This window comes from Halanaerobium saccharolyticum, from assembly GCF_003259895.1.
Taxonomy (GTDB): Bacteria; Bacillota; Halanaerobiia; order Halanaerobiales; family Halanaerobiaceae; genus Halanaerobium; species Halanaerobium saccharolyticum_A.
Map to the genome: position 1 here is coordinate 317,952 of NZ_QLME01000001.1, position 18,286 is coordinate 336,237.

An 18,286-nucleotide genomic window follows, 5' to 3' on the forward strand; every position below is an offset into this window, starting at 1 on the left:
ATCAGCCCTTCATACCTGTCAGGGCAATTCCCTTAACAAAATATTTTTGGGCGATTATAAAAATTATAATTACTGGAACAGCAGAGATAAATGCACCTGCCATCAATTTTCCAAATTCGGTCATGAAATTTGACTGCAGCAGTCTTAGTCCTGGTGTCAGCGGACGCATTTTGGCTGAATTTGTAATAATTAAGGGCCACAAAAATGCATTCCAGGAAGCTCTAAAAGTAAATAAGCCGAGGGCTATCAGAGCCGGTTTTGCCATTGGCAGAGCAATGATATAGAAAATCTGGAACCTATTACAGCCGTCAATATAGGCAGCATCCTCTAATTCAGAAGGTAGGCCGATAAAAAATTGACGCATTAAAAAGACTCCAAAAACTGCTGCTACCTGAGGAAAAATCAGCGCCTGATAGCTGTCAATCCAGCCCAGCCGATCCATGATTAAATAATTTGGAATTAGATTGGTAACCGGTGGCACCATCATTGTCGCCATTAGAAGCCAGAATAAAACATTTTTGCCTTTAAATTCGAGGCGGGCATAGGCATAAGCTGCTAATGAATCAACTGCCAGAACTAAAAAAGTTGTCGCTGTTGAAACAAAAAAACTATTAAAAAACCAGCGTAAAATTGGTGTTCGCGGTGAATCAAAAATTATATCATAAAAATTATCAAAGGTTACTTCTTTTGGAATTATTTCAATCGGCCAGGCAATAACCTGTGATTCTGGTTTTAAAGCAGTACTCAGCATCCATAATAAGGGTAAAATCCAGATAGCCGCGAAAGAAATAACAATAATATAGGTTAATATTCTTAGATTCTTTTCTCTTTGCACTTAAACCAACTCCTAATATTTAACATCTGATGACATGATTTTAAATTGAAAAATTCCAATTATAATAATAAATAAAGAGACAACAATTGCCATTGCTGCTGCACTTCCCATCTTATAATTAGTAAATGCCTCCTGCTGGATATACATTATTGCTACCTGGGTTGAACGACCGGGACCTCCCTGGGTCATCATAAAAGGCTGACCAAAAACATTAAAAGAAGCAACTGTGGTCATAACTGTCACAAAAAGTGTAGTTGGTTTTAATGATGGGAGAGTTATATACCAGAACTGTTCAAATATACTGGCTCCATCAATTTTAGCTGCTTCGTATAAATGCTGTGGTATATCCTGTAAACCGGCTAAAAAAAGAAGCATATTATGACCTGCAGTCCACCAGACAGTTGTCACCACCAGTGAAATCCAGGCTGGTGTTTCCCGGGAAAGCCAGGCTACAGACTCAAGCCCCAGCTGATTAAAGAAATAATTTATTAAACCGGTCTGGCTGTCAAGCATCCACATCCAGATCAGCGTAACACTTGTAACCGAAAGAATTACTGGAGTGTAGAAAATACTTCTAAAAAGACCTTTATATTTAATTTTACTATCAACTAAAATTGCAAGTAATAAACCGATTAAAACAAGTGCCGGTACACTAAAAATTACAAACTGTAAGGTATTAACTAAAGCATTCCAGAAATAACGGTTCTGTAAAGTACCTGAGGTAAATAATTTTTGATAGTTTGCCAGACCAATAAAAGGCTTATTAAAACTTAAGGGTTCCCATTTATGTAGACTGATATAAATACCATAGAAAGCAGGGAAAGCCAAAAAAGCAGTGAAAAAAATTAAATGTGGGGTTATAAATAAATAAGGAGTTAACTTTCTTAAATACTTTTTAAACATTTTTATGCTCCTTTACAAAAGGTTTATAAAAGGCGGGGTAAATCCCCGCCCATTTAATTGCTTTTACTGAGTCTGTAAATATTCATCCAGGGCCATTTGTCCAGCTTCTGCTGCATCTTTTAATGCTGCTGCAGGTTCTTCCTGACCTAAAATAGCTAGATTAACCGCTTCGTAGTACGGAGTTAAAATACTGCTTGCAATTGGATGTTTAGGTGGGAAAACCACACTGTCAACTTCCTGAGCAATAGAAGCTTGATGTTCTAATGATTTAAAGGCCTGAGTATCGCGAACTGAATTTCTGGCAGGAATTTGACCAAAGGTAGCCCACTTATCACTGTTATTTGAAATATATTTTACAAATTTAGCAGCTGCCTCAAATTCTGCTTCTGAATTTCCAGCTTTGCGGAAGAAAACAAAATTATGTGAGTTCCCGGCAATAGCCAGCTCTTGTCCCATTCTCGGTACCGGATATGACATAAAGTTTAAACCTTCCTGATCTTTAAAACCGCTGATCATCCAGATACCATTTAAATGCATACCAAGTCTTCCCTGTCTGAATAATGTTACCTCACCATCCTGCTGAATATCTGTTGGAGAATAACCTTTGTTATGAACTAAATCCACAGCATATTCTAAAGCTGCAATAGACTCTTCACTATCAACAACAACCTCGGTTCCATCTTCATTTAAGAATGATCCACCAAATTGTCTAAGTAATGTTGGTAAAATAAATTCTGGTCCAGGCCAGAGTGGTGGAAATGCTGTTCCCCACTGATCAATCTCTCCATCACCATCAGTATCTTTAGTCATTTTTGCAGCTGCATCCATAAATTCTGCTGGAGTTTTAGGAGGATCTTCGGGATCTAATCCCGCTTCTTCAAATAGATCTTTATTAATATACATTGTAAGTGGATGGACATCTAAAGGAATTCCATATCTATTTCCTTCGTAAATACCTGCATCCCAGACTGAATTTGAAAAATCGTCTTTACTCCAGCCCAAATCAGCAACAACCTGATCCAGATCCAATAAAACACCTTTAGAAGCAAATTCCGGTACCCGGTCAACATGCATAATTCCGATATCAGGAGAAGAATCACTGCGGGTACTTAAAGCAGTAACTACCTTTTGATAATATGTTCCCCACTGCATAACCTGCATTTCGACTTCAATTTCACCCTCATTTTCTTTGTTAAATTCTTCTACCATTTTTCCCATACCTGTTCCATCAGGTCCGGTAAAGCCATTCCAAAAATCAAGAGTGATTTCTTCTGCCAAAACACTACCTGTTGTTAAAAGTAATATAACCACCAGAAAAACTGAAACTTTGACACGTTTTCTCATTTTTTTCCTCCTCTAGTTTTGTTTGAGACTTAGTTTAATAAATCTTATATTAAAAAAAGAATTATTAAACTAGCGCTTAAAAAAATTACTTCGGCCGAATAAATATAAAAATAAACTTATCAACAGGCTTATTAACTGATTTTATTATGCTGTTATTAGTCTATTTCGTCATTCAGTTTAAAATTCCTTCTTTTAATTTAAGTTTTTTTATTTTAAGCTGTAATTTTTATTCATGCCGCAGCCTCAGCAGTAAATCCTGCTCATAATTACCAAATTTTTTCCCAAAAAGATTGAGTCCACCTACATTTTTGGCATCGTCTTTAATTCCTATTTTAAGATCAATAAACTTTTGATTCATAACATCTAAATCATCTAAATTAATTTCTGATATCTTTTTGCCATCAATATAAGAACCGTCACTCCGGACACTCCACAGCTTTAAAAGTCCATACTGGGTCTGATCAGGATTCCACCACTCTGGATTAAGTTTACCCTGCTGTCCGCCAAAATCTCCAGGTGAAGTCCAGGTTCCAATCTCTGTCCCATTAATCCAGACTGTTATATCTGAAGGAAATTCCTTATTATAATGAGGAGCTTCAGAACAGATTTCCATACTAATTTCTAAAGATGTCAGTTTAGAATTGCTGGCAAGATTATTTGGAAATTTATATTTAACATAACCTTTTTTAAACCATAATAATTGGGCATAGATATGCTCAGGTTCTAAAAATGCTCTCTCATCATCTAAAATACCTATGTAATCTTTTTCAGTTGCCAGACCACAGGTTGGCTCAACTTCAAACTCTTTATAATTACCAATCGGCATAGATATCTCAACTAAATTATTATCAAAATCAATATTAGCACCGGGAAACTTAACAACTATACTGTCATAGGTTCGACGGCATATTTTGCGGGAACCATGGCTGCCTGATTCATATTCAGTTTCAATCAAACCGGCCTCTTCTAATTTTTTGATATTAACCGTTACTGAAGGTGCCGGCATATCAAGAACTTCAGAAATTTCAGTTAAAGTCATTTCTGAACTATTTAATAAATCAAGAATCATCATTCTCGGCTCTGAAGCTAAAGCTTTCATTATTTCTACACTTTCATTACTATCTATTTCAAAAATTTTACCGTACATAATTTACACCTCTTAATCAACTTTTATTAACATTATTTATTTTATTTTAACAATTATTAAATTGAAATGCAATATTATTTCTCATCTAAAACGATTAACCCGGAAAACTTATGCCGCTTTTTCTACAAAAATAATTAAAACCCCCTCCAAACTCAAGCAAACAACCTGAGTTTAGAAGGGTTAAGTAACTACACTATTTTATTCTTTTACCGAAAGTATTAAATAAACTCCAGTTAAGATTCTTGTTTGGGGAAAGAGCTTTACCGCTCAACAATTTGATTAAACTCAATAATTTTTTCTAAATCGAGTTTGAATTCTCGGTTTTCATCTAAGAGACCATTTTTCTCCTGCTCAACATCGGTCAATTGAGTATAACAGTAACCTTTAAAATAATCAGCCTCTTTAATTATTTCCATCAGCTTCTTCATTTTCCGGCTCAGTTCTTCTTTGCTTTCAACCTGCTCACCATAGCCCCAGCCTTCTTTGTTCTGGAAAGCTATACCACCAAACTCACTGAAAATAATCGGCTGCCCCTGATAGCAATAATTATCAGCCATTATAAACTTACCACCTTCAATATATTTCTGGTCATTAAAAACTTCTTTATTCTGAAGCAGTTGATCTATACTCTCAACATAAGTCTTTCTGAGCTTATCTGTATTTTCAACATAATCATGAAAGGTAATTATATCAGAAATAGTATGTTCCCAGCCATCATTGGCAATAATTGGCCTATGAGGATCAATACTTCTGGTTAGATAATAGATACTCTCGGTAAAACTCTGCTGTTTTTTATCTCTGGCAACATCTTCAATTCCCCAGGATTCATTAAAGGGGACCCAGGTGATTATTGAAGGATGATTATATAATTCCTGGACAACCTTAAGCCACTGAGTGCTGAAATTTTCTACAGCCTGATCATTATACTCATATGTTGATCCAATTTCTGCCCAGACTAAAATCCCTAATTTATCAGCCCAGTAATAAAAGCGATCAGCTTCTATTTTTTGATGTTTACGGGCTCCATTAAAGCCCATTTTTTTAATTAATTCCACGTCTTTTTTTAAGGCCTGATCAGAAGGAGGGGTCATTAAACTTTCCGGCCAGTAACCCTGATCGAGTATTAATTTTTGATAAAGTGGTTGATTATTCAAATATATTTTATCTTTCTCAATTGAAATTTTTCTCATTCCAAAATAGGAATTAACCTGGTCTACTGCTTTCATCCCCTTGTAAAGAGTCATTTTCAGATCATATAAGTCTGGCTGCTCCGGAGACCAGAGTTTCATCTGATTATCATCATCAAGATTGACCTTATATTTATGATTATTTTTATTTATTTTAAACTCAAATTTATTGATCAGCTTACCCTCAAATTTTATTTCTGTCAAAAGTTTATATTCTCCGGTTTTAAAGTCAGCTGCTTTAAAATTATATTCCAGCTCAACTTCTTTTTGATCTATATCTGGTGTGATTTTAATCTTTTCAAATTGAAGCTTCTGATCCATAAATTCCAGCCAGACAGTCTGCCAGATCCCTGTAGTTCTGGTATACCAGCAGAGAAAATTATCTTTTTTGTAAGTCTGTTTACCTCTGGGCTGAGTTTTTGAGCGTGAATCTTCAACTTTAACTATAATCTTATTTTTCCCCTGATAACTGACAAAGTCACTGATGTCAAAACTGAAAGAATCATAGCCTCCGATATGACTGCCGACAAAACTACCGTTAATCCAGACTTTAGTCAGATAATCTACAGCACCGAAATTCAAAATTACTTTTTGCCTGGCTTCTGCCTCAATATCAAAACTCCTCTGATACCAGATATAATTATGTTCTCTCCTGTCAGCAATTCCGCTTGCTTCAGTTTCGAAGGTAAAGGGAACGATTATTTTATTTTCAAGTTTCTTTTTTTGATACCATTTATTTTTTTCTCCCTGATTCTGGTCATCAAAAGCAAAATTCCATTCACCATTTAGACTCTGCCAGTTTTCCCTTTTAAACTGGGGGTTCGGATGTTCGGGCCTGGGTATTTTATTCTCCATATGCTACCTCCTAAAATAATTCGTTCAATTTAAAAAATATCTAGGCGAAAATTATCCTGTTTATAACTTTTCTAAAAGCCTTATCCCTTAATTCCTGTAAATTTAATCCCCTGAATAATTTGTTTCTGAAATAACAGGAAGGCTGCTATTGCCGGTAGAGAAGCAATCATGTTAACTGTCATCGGTATTGAATAATCAGGGGTATAGGCGTCTGTAAAAGTTGGAACTCCAACCGGTAAAGTAAACATTTCTTTGGACATAATCGCTATAAAGGGCCATAAGAAAGCATTCCAGGCCTGAATAAAAGTAAAAATTCCAATAGAAGCAATTGCTGCCTTAGACAGCGGCATAAAAATAGAAAAGTAGATTCTAAATAAACCGCAGCCATCAATCCGGGCACTGTCAATTAAGTCTCTAGGTATAGCATCAAAAAATTCTTTTAAGATTATTATCCCCAGTGGAATCGCTATTCGCGGTAGAATAAGTCCCGGATAGCTGTTGACTAAACCTAATTTTTGAATAATATCAAACAGGGCTACTATATTCGCTTCTGTAGGGACCATTAAACCAATTGTAAATAAGATAAAGACTAAATTTTTATGTTTAAAGTCAATGACAGATAAAGCAAAAGCTGCCAGTGAATCAAAAATAATCACAATAAATGTTACACTTGCGGAAACTATAAAACTGTTTAACATCCATTTTAGTACAGGCGCACTCGCAATTACTTCAAAATAATTAGCAAAAGAATAAGGTGGTAAAAACCACTCAATAATCTGTGAAACATGATAGCCAGACGGTTTAAGAGAAGCAAAAAGCATCCATAAAATAGGAAAAATAAATAATATCGCCAGCAGATATGAAAATGAATATTTTAAAACTTTAGCGGTTGGTGAAGTTTTATTTTCCATATTATCCTTCCTTTCTTTTACGTAAGTAAATCTGTGCCATAGAGACTAAGACTAAAATGATAAAAAAGGCAAAGGCCATTGCTGCACCATAACCCATACTATTTTGTTTAAAACTTGTTTCATAAATATACTGAACTATGGGACGGGTATCTGTGCCCGGACCACCACCGGTGATTAACCAGACCTGTGAAAAAATCTTAAATGAAAATATAATCTGCAGTAAAGTTACTACCCAGGTTATTGGTTTTAATGAAGGCAGAGTAATATATAAAAGCTGCTGAAACTTGGTTGCCCCATCAACTTCTGCTGCTTCATAAAAAGACTCCGGTATATCCTGCAGTGCTGCCAGATATAAGACCATATTAAAACCGACTGTCCACCAGAGAGTTGCAAAAACAATTACAAACCAGGCAAGTCTGGTTTCTCCCAGCCAGAAAATAGTTTCCTCTACCCCAAAATTTGCTAAAATCCCATTTAAAAGTCCACTGTGGGGCTGAAAAAAATAAACCATGATTGAAGAAATAACTGCCACTGATAAAACATAAGGAAGGAAAAAAGAAATTTTGATAAATAATTGCCCTCTAATTTTTTGATTTGCCAGTAATGCCAAGACAAACCTCCGATAACAATTGTCGGCGTCGAAATAATTACAAAAAGTAGAGTGTTCCCCAGAGATCCCCAGAATGCGGGATCCTTAATCATATAAAGATAATTATCAAGTCCCACAAAACCCATATTACGAACCATAGTCCAGCGGTGTAAACTCATCCAAAACCCTCTGAAAATTGGATAAATTAAAAATATCGCATAAACTAGAGCAAAGGGCAGCATAAAAGGTAAGGCCTTTAAAAATGGATAGCTATCTGATAACTGATTATAACTTTTCAAAATAATACCTCCTCGTATAATATACTTAATCAGGCACAGGTGCAGCTACAGCACCTGTGCACAATTAAGTCTTTATTTCTGGGTTCTTATCTACTCAATAACCTTTCGATTCCCTGACCTGCCTCTTCTACCGCTTCTGCTGGAGTTATTTGACCATTCCATACTTTACTTAAAGCTGTAGTCATTTCAGTTCTAATTCCCCAGGTGTCAGAACCAGCACTATCAAAAGTTACATAATCTGCTGCCTTAACATAATCCATTCTATAAGGCATATTTCTAAATGATTCTTTTTCTGTAATAGTCTTTTTACTTGGTATATGACCGGCTTTTGCCCAGAGTTCTCCATTATCAGTAGCCCACTTAGCAAAAGTTAAAGCTGCTTCTCTTTTTGTTTCATCAACATTTCTGGCAAAAGGAAGAACTAAAGTATGAGAATCACCCCAGACAGATCTATTATCAAAAATCTGCGGCATCGGAATAACACCAAAATCTAAGTCTTCTGTGGCTTCTAAAGTCCCGGTGATCCAGACACCAGTTAATAAGGAAGCTGCTTCTCCATTTCTAAATAAATTTACATTTTCCATATACTCAGAATGAAGTGGTGAATATTCCTTATCATATAGATCCTGCATATATTCAATTGCTTCTACAGCTTTTGCTTTATCTAAGGTCAGTGTACCCTCTGTTACTACCGGACTTCCTCCGAGCTGATTGTAAAGACTCCACCAGACTCTGTAGTGACCTTCTGCAGTTAATTTTGTCCAGTTGGTCATCGGATATTTTGCAGAAGAATCAGACTTCAATTTTGCCAGAAAATCCTTAAATGTACCGTCCATCTCTGGCTTTCCATCTTCAGTCAGCAAATCTGCCTCTGCTAATAATTCTTTATTATAATATAAAACTAGGGGGTGGGTATCCAGTGGAACTGCATAAATCTGACCATCAATTTCGGCTCCACTCAAAATATTCTCATTATACTCATTCCAATTAATTCCAACATTTTTCCCCAGCTCATTTAAAGAAACAATTAAGCCCTCATCTGCCAGTTCTTTAACTCTGGTAACATGACTGATTGCAATATCAGGTCCATTACCACTGGCAGTTGCAGTTTTCAATTTAGTATAATATTCTTCCCATTCCAATCTGGTTACATCTACTTCTATGTTTTGATGAGCGGCATTAAATTCTTCTACAATTGCATCCATAAATTCAGCATCTCCACCACCAAAGAGATTCCAGTACTCAACAGTTACTGTTTCAGCCAGAGCATTTGAAGTAAATCCAACCAATACAGCAGCTAAAACTAAAAACAAAATCTTTTTCTTCATTATAAATCCCCCTTAAGAATTTTAAGATTGCCCAACTACTTTTTCAATTAACAATATTGCGAATATTAACTGCTAAAAAAATACCCCCCTCCTTTTTTAATTCATGTATTACTGCTTTAGTTTAATAAAAGTTGAATTAAAGCACATAAAAAATTTACCTGACTATTTGGCTCTATTATTACTATTCAACACAAAATCTGAAATTCCTGCTTTTATTTTATATTTTTTTGATTTAATTCATTAATCATTGAATTTATATCGATATCTGAGCATAATATCCTGTCTATAATTACCAAATTTGCGGCCGAAAAGATTGACTCCACCTACATTGCGAGCGTCTTCTTTTACACCAATCTTTACATCGATAAAATCCTCTTTTTCAAGATTTAGCTCATTTAAAGTCACATTCGAAATTTTATTGCCATCTACATAAGTACCTTCTTCTGTAACTTTCCAGATTTTTAATAATCCATGCTGAGTCTGATCAAAATACCACCAGTCCGGATTTAAAATTCCTCTATTCTCACCAAAATCTCCTGGAGAAGTCCAGACACCAATTTCCACACCATTAATCCAGAGAGAAATATCAGAGGGCCAGTCTTCATTATAATCCGAAGTTTCTGAGCAGATTTCCATACTCAATTCCAGTTTTGTTGCCTGAGAGTTTTTAGGCAGATTATTTGGAAAAACATATTTGACATAACCTTTGCCAAACCAGAGAATCTGAGCATGGATATGTTCTGGATGCAGAAAAGACTTAACATCATCTAATTCTCCAATTACTGCTTTTTCGGAGGCCAGACCACAGGTTGGGCTGACATCAAAATCCTTATAATTACCAATCGGCATCGATGTTTCAATTAAATTTTTATCTTTTAATTCTCTATTTCCGGGTAGATTAATTAATATCTTATCATAGTTTAAACTGCATATTTTTTGCGAACCATGATTTCCCGGCTTATATTCAGTTTCAATTAAACCTGCCTCTTCCAGCTTTTTAATATTTACTGTGACTGAGGAAGCCGGCATATTTATAAATTCAGAAATCTGATTTAAATTCATATCTTCATTCTGTAAAACTTCAATAATTTTCATTCTGGATTCTGATCCCAGAGCTTTCAGAACCTCAATTATCTGTTCCTCATCTTTTAGTTCCATTATATTACCCTTCATATTGATACCTCCACTCATCTTACATTTTCTGTCTTTATTTTAACAATTATTAAAGTAAAAAGCAATTATAAAATCTAAATCTATAATTCTGTTTTTTATTATAAATAAAATAACTCCCCAATAAATTAATACCAGGGAGAATTTAGAAATACTATAATATTTTATTTCACTGACTAGAAATCACTAATTTTAGTCTGTTTTAGCTGTCTTTATTGCGCTGCACAAATTGATAAGTCATCTCTGCAACTTTTCTGTTAGCTGCCTCCGAAAATCCATGTCCTTCACCTGCAAATATTTCAAGTTCGACATTTGAATACAATTTTTCCGCCTTTTTACAGGAAGCAGCTGTGGCAATCGAATCCTGATCTCCTACAAATATCTGCACATTTTTATTGTATTTACCTATATTTTTATAAACATCATAACCCTGAATTGTCTCAAAAAAATTTCTCCCCAGTCTCATTCCCCAGAATTCATGAGTTTCGGGAATATCTTCAGAGTCCGGAAATTTTTGATTCCAGTTATCCGCTATACAGAATGCCGGAAATAAGAGCAGGAGTCCTTTGATATCTTCTCGACGCTCTTCAGCTGTCAGAGCAGAAACCAGACCACCCTGACTTGCTCCAAAGAGAAATATATTATTTGTATTTATATTTTCCCTGCCCTGAAAATGATCAATTATTGCACCAAGATCTTCTTTTTCTCTATATTTATACATCCAAGCACTACCTAACTTCTTAATCTTTGAAAAAATATCTAATTAGCAGATCATAATTACTAGATTAATATCACTTTTTCTGGAGTATTTAAAACCGACTGTTTAAATCTTCTTTTTCAAGATTTTCCAGATTGATTTTGCTGCCTTGACCGCATTTTCCCCCAGAGAATGATTACTGTAGGCACTTTCTACAAAAATATCGGTCAGATTATTAATTTCCTCTTTTAAATCCTGATATTTATCCTGCAGATAAGAACTGTACTCATAGGGGGTTGCCGCAGGATCTTTGCCCATACCTTTAAGTGAGAGGAGTTTTAAAAGTGAATTGTAAATTCTAATAATAATTGAGTTACTCTCTCCACTTAAGTCAATATTTTTTATGTCTTTTACTTCTTTTTTATTCGATTTTTTATCCTTCTTTTTCTCTCGTCTCTTCTTCCAGCTGGAACTTAAATTAAAGTTTATTTCCTTAACTGTTGTAAAAATATCTTTAATTGCTCCAATTAAAAAACTGTAAAAGGCCTTAAAAAACTGAGGCAAGTTTTTAATTTTTGTCAGTTCAGATTTGATTAAAAATAGGGTTAAAGCCAGCAAAACAAAACCCAGAAGCAGAGCCAGTGCAATCTGAATTAGAATAAATAAGATTTCTATCAGGGGCGATTCTTCCTCTTCTACTTCAGCCGGCACTTCACCGGAATTCAAATTTTCCGACAAATTTGCTCCCTAATTTATTTCCGGCATTTCTGTTAAAGCCAGCCTCTGAACTATAAAGCTGTTGATCCGATCCATCGGCAGTGGCTGATAATTTGCCGGCAGCAGAAAAGCTAACAGGAGAGCAGAAATAATAAAAAGTAATAGAAACTTCCGCCAGCCGCTTTTGATTGCAGCCGGTTCTTTAATCCGGTTAACCCGCCAGTCAACTGTTTTTTTATCCAGATAGGTCAGTGCCAGCAGAAAAACTTCAATTACTAAAAAAATAATTGTGAGAAAAATAATAGTCGAATTCATTTCTCCTACAGCAGCCCAGATTATAAAAAGCGGTAGATTAAGCCAGCTTATCTTACGGGTCAGCCTGGGCCAGATTATTGGATAGTCAAGTAAGCGGCGAAATTCTTCCAGATTCCAATTTTCACTTGAACGGTCATAAATTTTATCAAAATCTTTACGAAAATATTCAAAAATCCGGCACAATTCTGCTGCCTGATACCAGATGAAAATGCTAAACAGCCAGAATAAAAATAGATCAAGATTGGCAAGGGTAAAAATAGCAGTAAGCCCCTGATAACGCCCACTAAAAATAATTACAGCCAGCAGATAAACTGCAAATTCTACCACAAAGGTTAAAGCCGGGATTTTAACTTCCAGGGCTGCATTAGAATGCAAAACAGCTTCAACTAAAAATAGAAAAAACAGCAGATATAAAGAATTGTTCAGCTGCATCAATTCGAATTCAACTTCGATTAAATAAAAAGACATTAGTGAAAGTATAAAATACAGCAGAACTCCCAGCATCGGATAGAGATATCTGTATTTAAAATTATATTCTTTTGCTTTCATTGAGGTCACGCTCCCGCCTGAGGTGATGGATAGAAAGTGGCGCTGTATATGGTTTGTGCTGATATTCTCTGTGAACCAGCTCATCACCCATAATCATTATTTTGATGTTATATCCCCGACGCAGCAGATTTTGCACAACCTGCATTAATTCCTGGTCATCTTTTTCTGTAAAAATAATTAGGGTTCCACCCCAGCCCAGATCGAGCTCTTCTGTCAGCAGATTGAGAAAATTATCAGCTTTTGAAATTTCAGCTCTGGCCAGCAGTTCTAAAAGTTCCTGCAGGTGAGCATCCCCACTTCCAGAAGGTAGTTTTAAATAACTTTCAAAATCAGCACTTATCTCTGCAGCTGAATTTTGCTGATCCTGCTGCTCCTGATCGCTTTTATCCAGCTCAAGCTTAGAGTTGGCCTCAGCTTTGGCAGTAGAATCCTGCTTACCTTCAGCGGCTTCATTTTCTGCAATCTGAGCCTGGTAGGCATTAAACTCTTGCTTATCTCTGCCTTCGATAACTGCATTGCTCAAAAATTTATAGCTGTGGCCGGCCCGGTTTAAATAATAAGCCATCGAAGCAGCTGCAGTTACAGCCAGCTCCGTTTTTCTTTCTAAAAATTTAAGTCCATAGTCATTCTGTGACATATTTAAAACCAGAGCAGTATCAATTGAAACAGTTGATTCATTTTTGCGTGATTTAAGCTCACCGGTTTTTGCTGTAGCCTTCCAGTGGATTTTGTTTAACCGATCAGAAGGCTGATATTCTCTAATCCCTGCATTGCGATAGGGATCCTTGTAGATAGGCTGTGGCCACTTAGAATTACCAAATGGTATTCTGGAGGCAAGTCCCAGCTCTTCTAAATCCATAATTTTTGGATAAATATAAACTTCAAGTTCCTCCAGCTCGCCTTTTGTCAGCTCATATCCCAGAAAATCTCCCATTTCCCATCTCAAAGGACCAATCTTATAAAGGCCCCTCTTTTTTGCCCTCAGCTGAAAACGCCATTCCTTTTTTTCACCTGCTTTAAAATAACTTAAGTGCTGTTCTTCTAAAGTGCTCAGCTCCCCGGGAAGAAATTCTTCTAATTTTAACCAGAGAATGGGCAGAAAACTGTTGTTTTCAACCTCAATGATTGTCTCAATCTGTTCATTGAAAAATAGATGATCATTTTTAAGCTGATGAGAAATTTTTAAGTTTTTAGAAATATTATAATGATAATATTTAATTATAAAATGAAAGAGGAGGAAAAAATAGGCCAGCTTAAATAAAATTGTGCGCTGTAAAACTGCTCCTCCCAGATAGGTTACTAAACCCAGTGCTAAAAAATTAATCAATTACCGGCACCTCTGTTCTTCTAACAATCTCATCAATGATTTTTTCTTTATCCGCACCCCTCAAACGACTTTTGGACTTAATAATTAAGCGGTGAGCCAGAACAGCAGGGGCAATTTCTTTAATGTCATCCGGAATAATATAGTCCCGCTCATTAACTACCGCCCAGGCCTGAGCCATCTTCATTAAGGCAATACTTCCTCTGGGGCTGGCTCCCAGTTCCAGATCACTATGATTACGGCTCTGATTAACCAGTTCTACTATATATTTTCTCAGCTTCTGATCAACATGGACTTTTTTAACATCATCCTGCAGCTCAATAAATTCCTGGTCAGTCATCACTGCCTCCAGTGTTTCCACCGGGTGCTGCAGCTGTAAATTTTCTAAAATCTGCTGTTCATCTACTGATTCCGGATAACCAATTTCCAGCCTGATTAAAAAGCGGTCAAGCTGTGCTTCCGGCAGGGGAAAGGTTCCATCATACTCAATTGGATTTTGAGTGGCCATTACTATAAAAGGATCAGCAAGTCGGCGGCTTATTCCTTCCACAGTAATCTGTTTTTCAGCCATACTCTCTAAAAGTGCTGACTGAGTTCTGGGTGTAGCTCTATTTATCTCATCTGCCAGCACAACCTGTGATAAAATCGGACCCTCTCTAAATTCAAATTCATTGTTCTTTTGATTATAAATTGAAACACCTGTAATATCTGAAGGTAAAAGATCAGGAGTAAACTGGACTCGTTTAAATGAACAGCCAATTGATTGGGCCAGAGAACGCACCAGAATTGTTTTTCCAACTCCCGGTACATCTTCAAATAGAATATGTCCCTCAGCCATCATTGCTGCCAGCGCAAGCTTAATCACCCGATTTTTACCTAAAATTACTTCTTCCACATTGTCAATGATTTTCTGCACTTTTTCGATATTCTGCAATTAATACACCTCTTATGTTTTATTTATAGGCACCATTATAGGTACCAGGTACCTAAAACGTTTTATGGTACCTGGTACAAGTGAATTATTTTACAACCGGAACTGTTAAACTACCCTGGGGCATTATATAGGCTGAATAATCCCCCTGATATTTTTCTTCCAGATAATCAACTGCCGCCTGAATAGTGTCTTTTTTCTTTGCAAATATATTTTCTGTCTGTTCCTGACTTAAACTTGAAATTAAAATAATTTCCTTTTCGGCAGCTACTTTAGAAATCGCAAAAGCTTTATGGCCGCCGATTAAAAATTTCTTTTTAATTCGAGTTATATTGTCCTCAGGTTTTTGAGCCTCGTCCATCCAGTTTTGAAAACGTTCTTCTCCATAGCCTTCTGAACATTCTGCAACCCAGATAATTGTCCCACCTTTTTTGACAGCATGATCTGCATGGTCCAGCGCTTTCTGGGCCTGATAAAGATTGATATCCCGGGGAAATCCTCCTGAGCTAACTACTGCTGCCTCAGCTTTTTCTGCCAGAGGTAGATGATACATTTCTGCAGATTGAGCAATTCTGGCCTCCCAGGCCTGTCGGTAATCACCGGCGACAACCTGAACTATTTCCCGGCTGCTGTTGGTGACTACATTGAGAATAAAGTCTACTCCAACTTTTTCTGCCGCCTCAAACATTTCTCTGCTGATTGGGTTGGCCTCTAAAGCAGGCTGTTCTTCTGTTACCTCAACCATCATTGCATGATTGTTTTCAATACTTTCCCTGCCGGCAACTCCCGGCAAAATTGATTTCCTGCCTCCAGAAAACCCGGCCATATAATGGGGTAAAATAACCCCAGTAGTAATTAAAAAATCTGCATCTGCCACTTTTTTATTAATCTGAAGCTGATTGCCGGTACTCAGTTGGCCTAAGTCAACTAAGTCCTGATCACAGTCATGATGAATAAAATTATAATTGTCATCTATCTCTTCCCCAAAAATTTCTCTGTTCTGCTCATCAGAATGGGGACTGTGCACCCCGGTGGCAACAATGAATGTTACCTGCTCATTTTTAATCCCGGCCTCAGAAATAGTTTTTAGCAGTGGTGGCAGCAGATAATTATAGGGGGTATAGCGGGTTACATCATTAACTATAATTACCAGCTCATTTATTTCCCTGGCAGCTAAAAGCTCTGCCAGAGGAGCTGTACCAATCGGATCCTCTAAGGCACTTTCCACTTCTGCAAGAGGATTTTTTAAGCCTTCTTTTTCATTTGCTTTTAAAACATCTAATACTCTACTGCTCTCAATCTCAAATTCTAAATTTTCTCTTCCATATTTTAATTTCATTTCTGCTTTTACTCTCCTCAATTCTCAATCTTTGTGAATCATTTCTTCTGTACCAGGTACAAAAACGTGTTTTTGTACCTGGTACCTAAAAATATATATTAGTTTTCCCAGCTGTTAATGTAGGCTTCCTGCTCTTCTGTCAGCTGATCAATTTCCAGTCCTAATGACTGAAGTTTGTATTCTGCTACCATATTGTCGATATCATCAGGAATATTGTAAACCTGGGCATCCAGATTTTGATTGTGATTTAAATATAACAGTGATGATAACTGCAGGGCAAAAGTCATATCCATAATTTCGGCTGGATGACCATCCCCTGCTGCCAGATTAACCAGTCTGCCATCTGCCAGGAGATAAAGCTTGCGGCCGTCTTCCATTTCAAACTTTCTGATATTCTGTCTGGCTTCTGTAACTTCCACAGCCAGCTTATTTAAGGCTGGTTTGGAAACCTCTACATCAAAATGACCGGCATTGGCTAAAATAGCTCCATCTTTCATTACTTTTAAATCTTCTTCGTCAATTACATCCTTACAGCCAGTTACTGTAATAAAGAAATCTCCTTTTTTAGCTGCTTCCTGCATCGGCATTACTTCAAAACCATCCATCCAGGCTTCACTGGCTTTAACTGGATCGATCTCAGTTACTACTACTCTGGCTCCCAGACCTTTTGCTCTCATGGCTACACCTTTACCACACCAGCCATAACCAGCAACAACTGCAGTTTTACCTGCAACTACCAGATTGGTTGTCCTCATAATTCCATCCCAGACAGACTGGCCGGTCCCATAGCGGTTATCAAATAGTGATTTACATTTAGCATCATTAACTGCCATCATCGGAAAAGCTAGAGTTCCATCACCTTCCATTGCTTCCAGGCGGTGAATTCCGGTTGTTGTTTCTTCTGCCCCACCGATGATGTTTTCTAAAAGCTCTTTTCTCTCTGTATGTAGAGTCTCAACCATATCTCCACCATCATCGATAATTAAATCCGGCTCAATATTTAAAACCTTATTCAAATGCTCCTTATATTCCTCAGCTGTTGAACCATACCAGCTGTGAACCATTATTCCGTGAGCGGCCAGTCCTGCTGCCACATCATCCTGGGTTGAAAGTGGATTGCTGCCTGCGATAGCCACATCTGCTCCCAGCTGACTGATCACATAAGCCATATAGGCGGTCTTGGCTTCTAAATGAAGACAGATCGCCACCTTTTTGCCTGCCAGCGGCTGTGATTCTTTGTGATCTGCTAAGATTTCATTTAAAATATCCATTTTATCTGCCACCCACTGGATCTTACGCCAGCCTTCTTCTGCTAATTCTGGATTTCTAAGTGTTGATTTAGTAATCATAATTATCCTCCTCATTAAATTTGATAAAGATGACAAGACTTTAGAAAAAATTTAAACTAATAAATCATTATTTATCAATCTAGTTTCAAAATCATTATCCGAATTTTCCTCTTATTATCATTTTATCATAGATTAGAGTAATGAAAAGAAAAATCTATCATATTCAAAATCTATTTAAGTTCCAGAATATAAACTATCAAACTTTATCCCGAACAAATTTACTCATATTATTTTAGAATCTTATTCTAAAATTTCTTTACTTTAGAGTAAATTTTTGAATATAATTCTGAAGATGGACCATCTTTATCTCCCGTAATTACTATCCTAACCCGCAGCAGTTTAGTTCGAAATCAGCCTGATGTTTTTGATAATAATTTTGAAGCAGTCAAAAAAGGTCTTTTAACTGATTTTAATTTAAAACAATATCCTTTTTTTGCGATATTTTGCTCTAAAAAACTGGAAATTGGAGCGTTTTACTTATATAATTAGAAGTAGGA

At 36.5% G+C, this 18,286-nt stretch carries 17 protein-coding genes; all 17 read right to left on the bottom strand.

Annotation, left to right across the window (positions count from 1 at the left end):
• Nucleotide 1: 1 nt before the first annotated feature.
• On the bottom strand, nucleotides 2-835 hold the full coding sequence (locus C7958_RS01450; RefSeq protein ID WP_243834239.1) for a carbohydrate ABC transporter permease: 834 nt from the start codon (nucleotides 833-835) through the stop codon (nucleotides 2-4).
• Between the two features lie 12 nt (nucleotides 836-847).
• On the bottom strand, nucleotides 848-1,738 hold the full coding sequence (locus C7958_RS01455) for a carbohydrate ABC transporter permease (protein WP_111570881.1): 891 nt from the start codon (nucleotides 1,736-1,738) through the stop codon (nucleotides 848-850).
• A gap of 63 nt (nucleotides 1,739-1,801) precedes the next feature.
• Nucleotides 1,802-3,082 (bottom strand): ABC transporter substrate-binding protein, encoded by a 1,281-nt coding sequence (locus C7958_RS01460; protein WP_111570882.1) that lies wholly within the window; start codon nucleotides 3,080-3,082, stop codon nucleotides 1,802-1,804.
• A 226-nt stretch (nucleotides 3,083-3,308) separates the two neighbouring features.
• Nucleotides 3,309-4,229, bottom strand: a complete 921-nt coding sequence (locus C7958_RS01465) for an ArsR/SmtB family transcription factor (RefSeq protein WP_111570883.1) — start codon at nucleotides 4,227-4,229, stop codon at nucleotides 3,309-3,311.
• A 260-nt stretch (nucleotides 4,230-4,489) separates the two neighbouring features.
• Nucleotides 4,490-6,271 (bottom strand): sugar-binding domain-containing protein, encoded by a 1,782-nt coding sequence (locus tag C7958_RS01470; RefSeq protein ID WP_111570884.1) that lies wholly within the window; start codon nucleotides 6,269-6,271, stop codon nucleotides 4,490-4,492.
• A gap of 80 nt (nucleotides 6,272-6,351) precedes the next feature.
• Nucleotides 6,352-7,182 (bottom strand): carbohydrate ABC transporter permease, encoded by an 831-nt coding sequence (locus C7958_RS01475; protein WP_111570885.1) that lies wholly within the window; start codon nucleotides 7,180-7,182, stop codon nucleotides 6,352-6,354.
• 1 nt (nucleotide 7,183) lies between these two features.
• On the bottom strand, nucleotides 7,184-7,768 hold the full coding sequence (locus C7958_RS01480; RefSeq protein ID WP_243835890.1) for a carbohydrate ABC transporter permease: 585 nt from the start codon (nucleotides 7,766-7,768) through the stop codon (nucleotides 7,184-7,186).
• Nucleotides 7,657-8,070 (bottom strand): carbohydrate ABC transporter permease, encoded by a 414-nt coding sequence (locus tag C7958_RS15845; protein WP_243834252.1) that lies wholly within the window; start codon nucleotides 8,068-8,070, stop codon nucleotides 7,657-7,659. Before C7958_RS15845 ends, C7958_RS01480 begins: the two co-directional genes overlap by 112 nt.
• A gap of 86 nt (nucleotides 8,071-8,156) precedes the next feature.
• Nucleotides 8,157-9,398, bottom strand: a complete 1,242-nt coding sequence (locus tag C7958_RS01485; protein ID WP_111570886.1) for an ABC transporter substrate-binding protein — start codon at nucleotides 9,396-9,398, stop codon at nucleotides 8,157-8,159.
• A gap of 240 nt (nucleotides 9,399-9,638) precedes the next feature.
• A complete protein-coding gene (locus C7958_RS01490) occupies nucleotides 9,639-10,571 on the bottom strand; it encodes an ArsR/SmtB family transcription factor (protein WP_111570887.1) in 933 nt (310 codons plus the stop codon).
• Nucleotides 10,572-10,770: 199 nt separating this feature from the next.
• Nucleotides 10,771-11,289 (bottom strand): alpha/beta hydrolase family protein, encoded by a 519-nt coding sequence (locus C7958_RS01495; RefSeq protein WP_111570888.1) that lies wholly within the window; start codon nucleotides 11,287-11,289, stop codon nucleotides 10,771-10,773.
• A 102-nt stretch (nucleotides 11,290-11,391) separates the two neighbouring features.
• On the bottom strand, nucleotides 11,392-12,003 hold the full coding sequence (locus tag C7958_RS01500) for a DUF4129 domain-containing protein (RefSeq protein WP_111570889.1): 612 nt from the start codon (nucleotides 12,001-12,003) through the stop codon (nucleotides 11,392-11,394).
• 9 nt (nucleotides 12,004-12,012) lie between these two features.
• Entirely contained in the window at nucleotides 12,013-12,846 is an 834-nt protein-coding gene (locus tag C7958_RS01505; protein WP_111570890.1) for a hypothetical protein, read from the bottom strand.
• Nucleotides 12,827-14,173: a DUF58 domain-containing protein gene (locus tag C7958_RS01510; RefSeq protein WP_111570891.1), complete on the bottom strand. Its 1,347-nt coding sequence runs from the start codon at nucleotides 14,171-14,173 to the stop codon at nucleotides 12,827-12,829. Before C7958_RS01510 ends, C7958_RS01505 begins: the two co-directional genes overlap by 20 nt.
• On the bottom strand, nucleotides 14,166-15,104 hold the full coding sequence (locus tag C7958_RS01515; RefSeq protein WP_220084768.1) for an AAA family ATPase: 939 nt from the start codon (nucleotides 15,102-15,104) through the stop codon (nucleotides 14,166-14,168). Before C7958_RS01515 ends, C7958_RS01510 begins: the two co-directional genes overlap by 8 nt.
• Before the next feature lie 85 nt (nucleotides 15,105-15,189).
• Nucleotides 15,190-16,440 carry a nickel-dependent lactate racemase gene (larA, locus tag C7958_RS01520; RefSeq protein ID WP_111570892.1) on the bottom strand — a complete coding sequence of 417 codons (1,251 nt, stop codon included), beginning with the start codon at nucleotides 16,438-16,440 and terminating at the stop codon, nucleotides 15,190-15,192.
• 98 nt (nucleotides 16,441-16,538) lie between these two features.
• Complete coding sequence (locus tag C7958_RS01525) at nucleotides 16,539-17,789, bottom strand: adenosylhomocysteinase (protein WP_111570893.1); 1,251 nt, start codon at nucleotides 17,787-17,789, stop codon at nucleotides 16,539-16,541.
• Nucleotides 17,790-18,286: the final 497 nt, after the last annotated feature.

What these genes read in the sequence shown, in the direction of transcription:
- C7958_RS01475 (WP_111570885.1), bottom strand. Translation starts at nt 7,182, where the DNA reads ATGGAAAATAAAACTTCACCAACCGCTAAAGTTTTAAAATATTCATTT.
- C7958_RS01465 (WP_111570883.1), bottom strand. Translation starts at nt 4,229, where the DNA reads ATGTACGGTAAAATTTTTGAAATAGATAGTAATGAAAGTGTAGAAATA.
- C7958_RS01505 (WP_111570890.1), bottom strand. Translation starts at nt 12,846, where the DNA reads ATGAAAGCAAAAGAATATAATTTTAAATACAGATATCTCTATCCGATG.
- C7958_RS01525 (WP_111570893.1), bottom strand. Translation starts at nt 17,789, where the DNA reads ATGATTACTAAATCAACACTTAGAAATCCAGAATTAGCAGAAGAAGGC.
- C7958_RS01495 (WP_111570888.1), bottom strand. Translation starts at nt 11,289, where the DNA reads ATGTATAAATATAGAGAAAAAGAAGATCTTGGTGCAATAATTGATCAT.
- C7958_RS01470 (WP_111570884.1), bottom strand. Translation starts at nt 6,271, where the DNA reads ATGGAGAATAAAATACCCAGGCCCGAACATCCGAACCCCCAGTTTAAA.
- C7958_RS01485 (WP_111570886.1), bottom strand. Translation starts at nt 9,398, where the DNA reads ATGAAGAAAAAGATTTTGTTTTTAGTTTTAGCTGCTGTATTGGTTGGA.
- C7958_RS01460 (WP_111570882.1), bottom strand. Translation starts at nt 3,082, where the DNA reads ATGAGAAAACGTGTCAAAGTTTCAGTTTTTCTGGTGGTTATATTACTT.
- C7958_RS01455 (WP_111570881.1), bottom strand. Translation starts at nt 1,738, where the DNA reads ATGTTTAAAAAGTATTTAAGAAAGTTAACTCCTTATTTATTTATAACC.
- larA (WP_111570892.1), bottom strand. Translation starts at nt 16,440, where the DNA reads ATGAAATTAAAATATGGAAGAGAAAATTTAGAATTTGAGATTGAGAGC.
- C7958_RS01490 (WP_111570887.1), bottom strand. Translation starts at nt 10,571, where the DNA reads ATGAAGGGTAATATAATGGAACTAAAAGATGAGGAACAGATAATTGAG.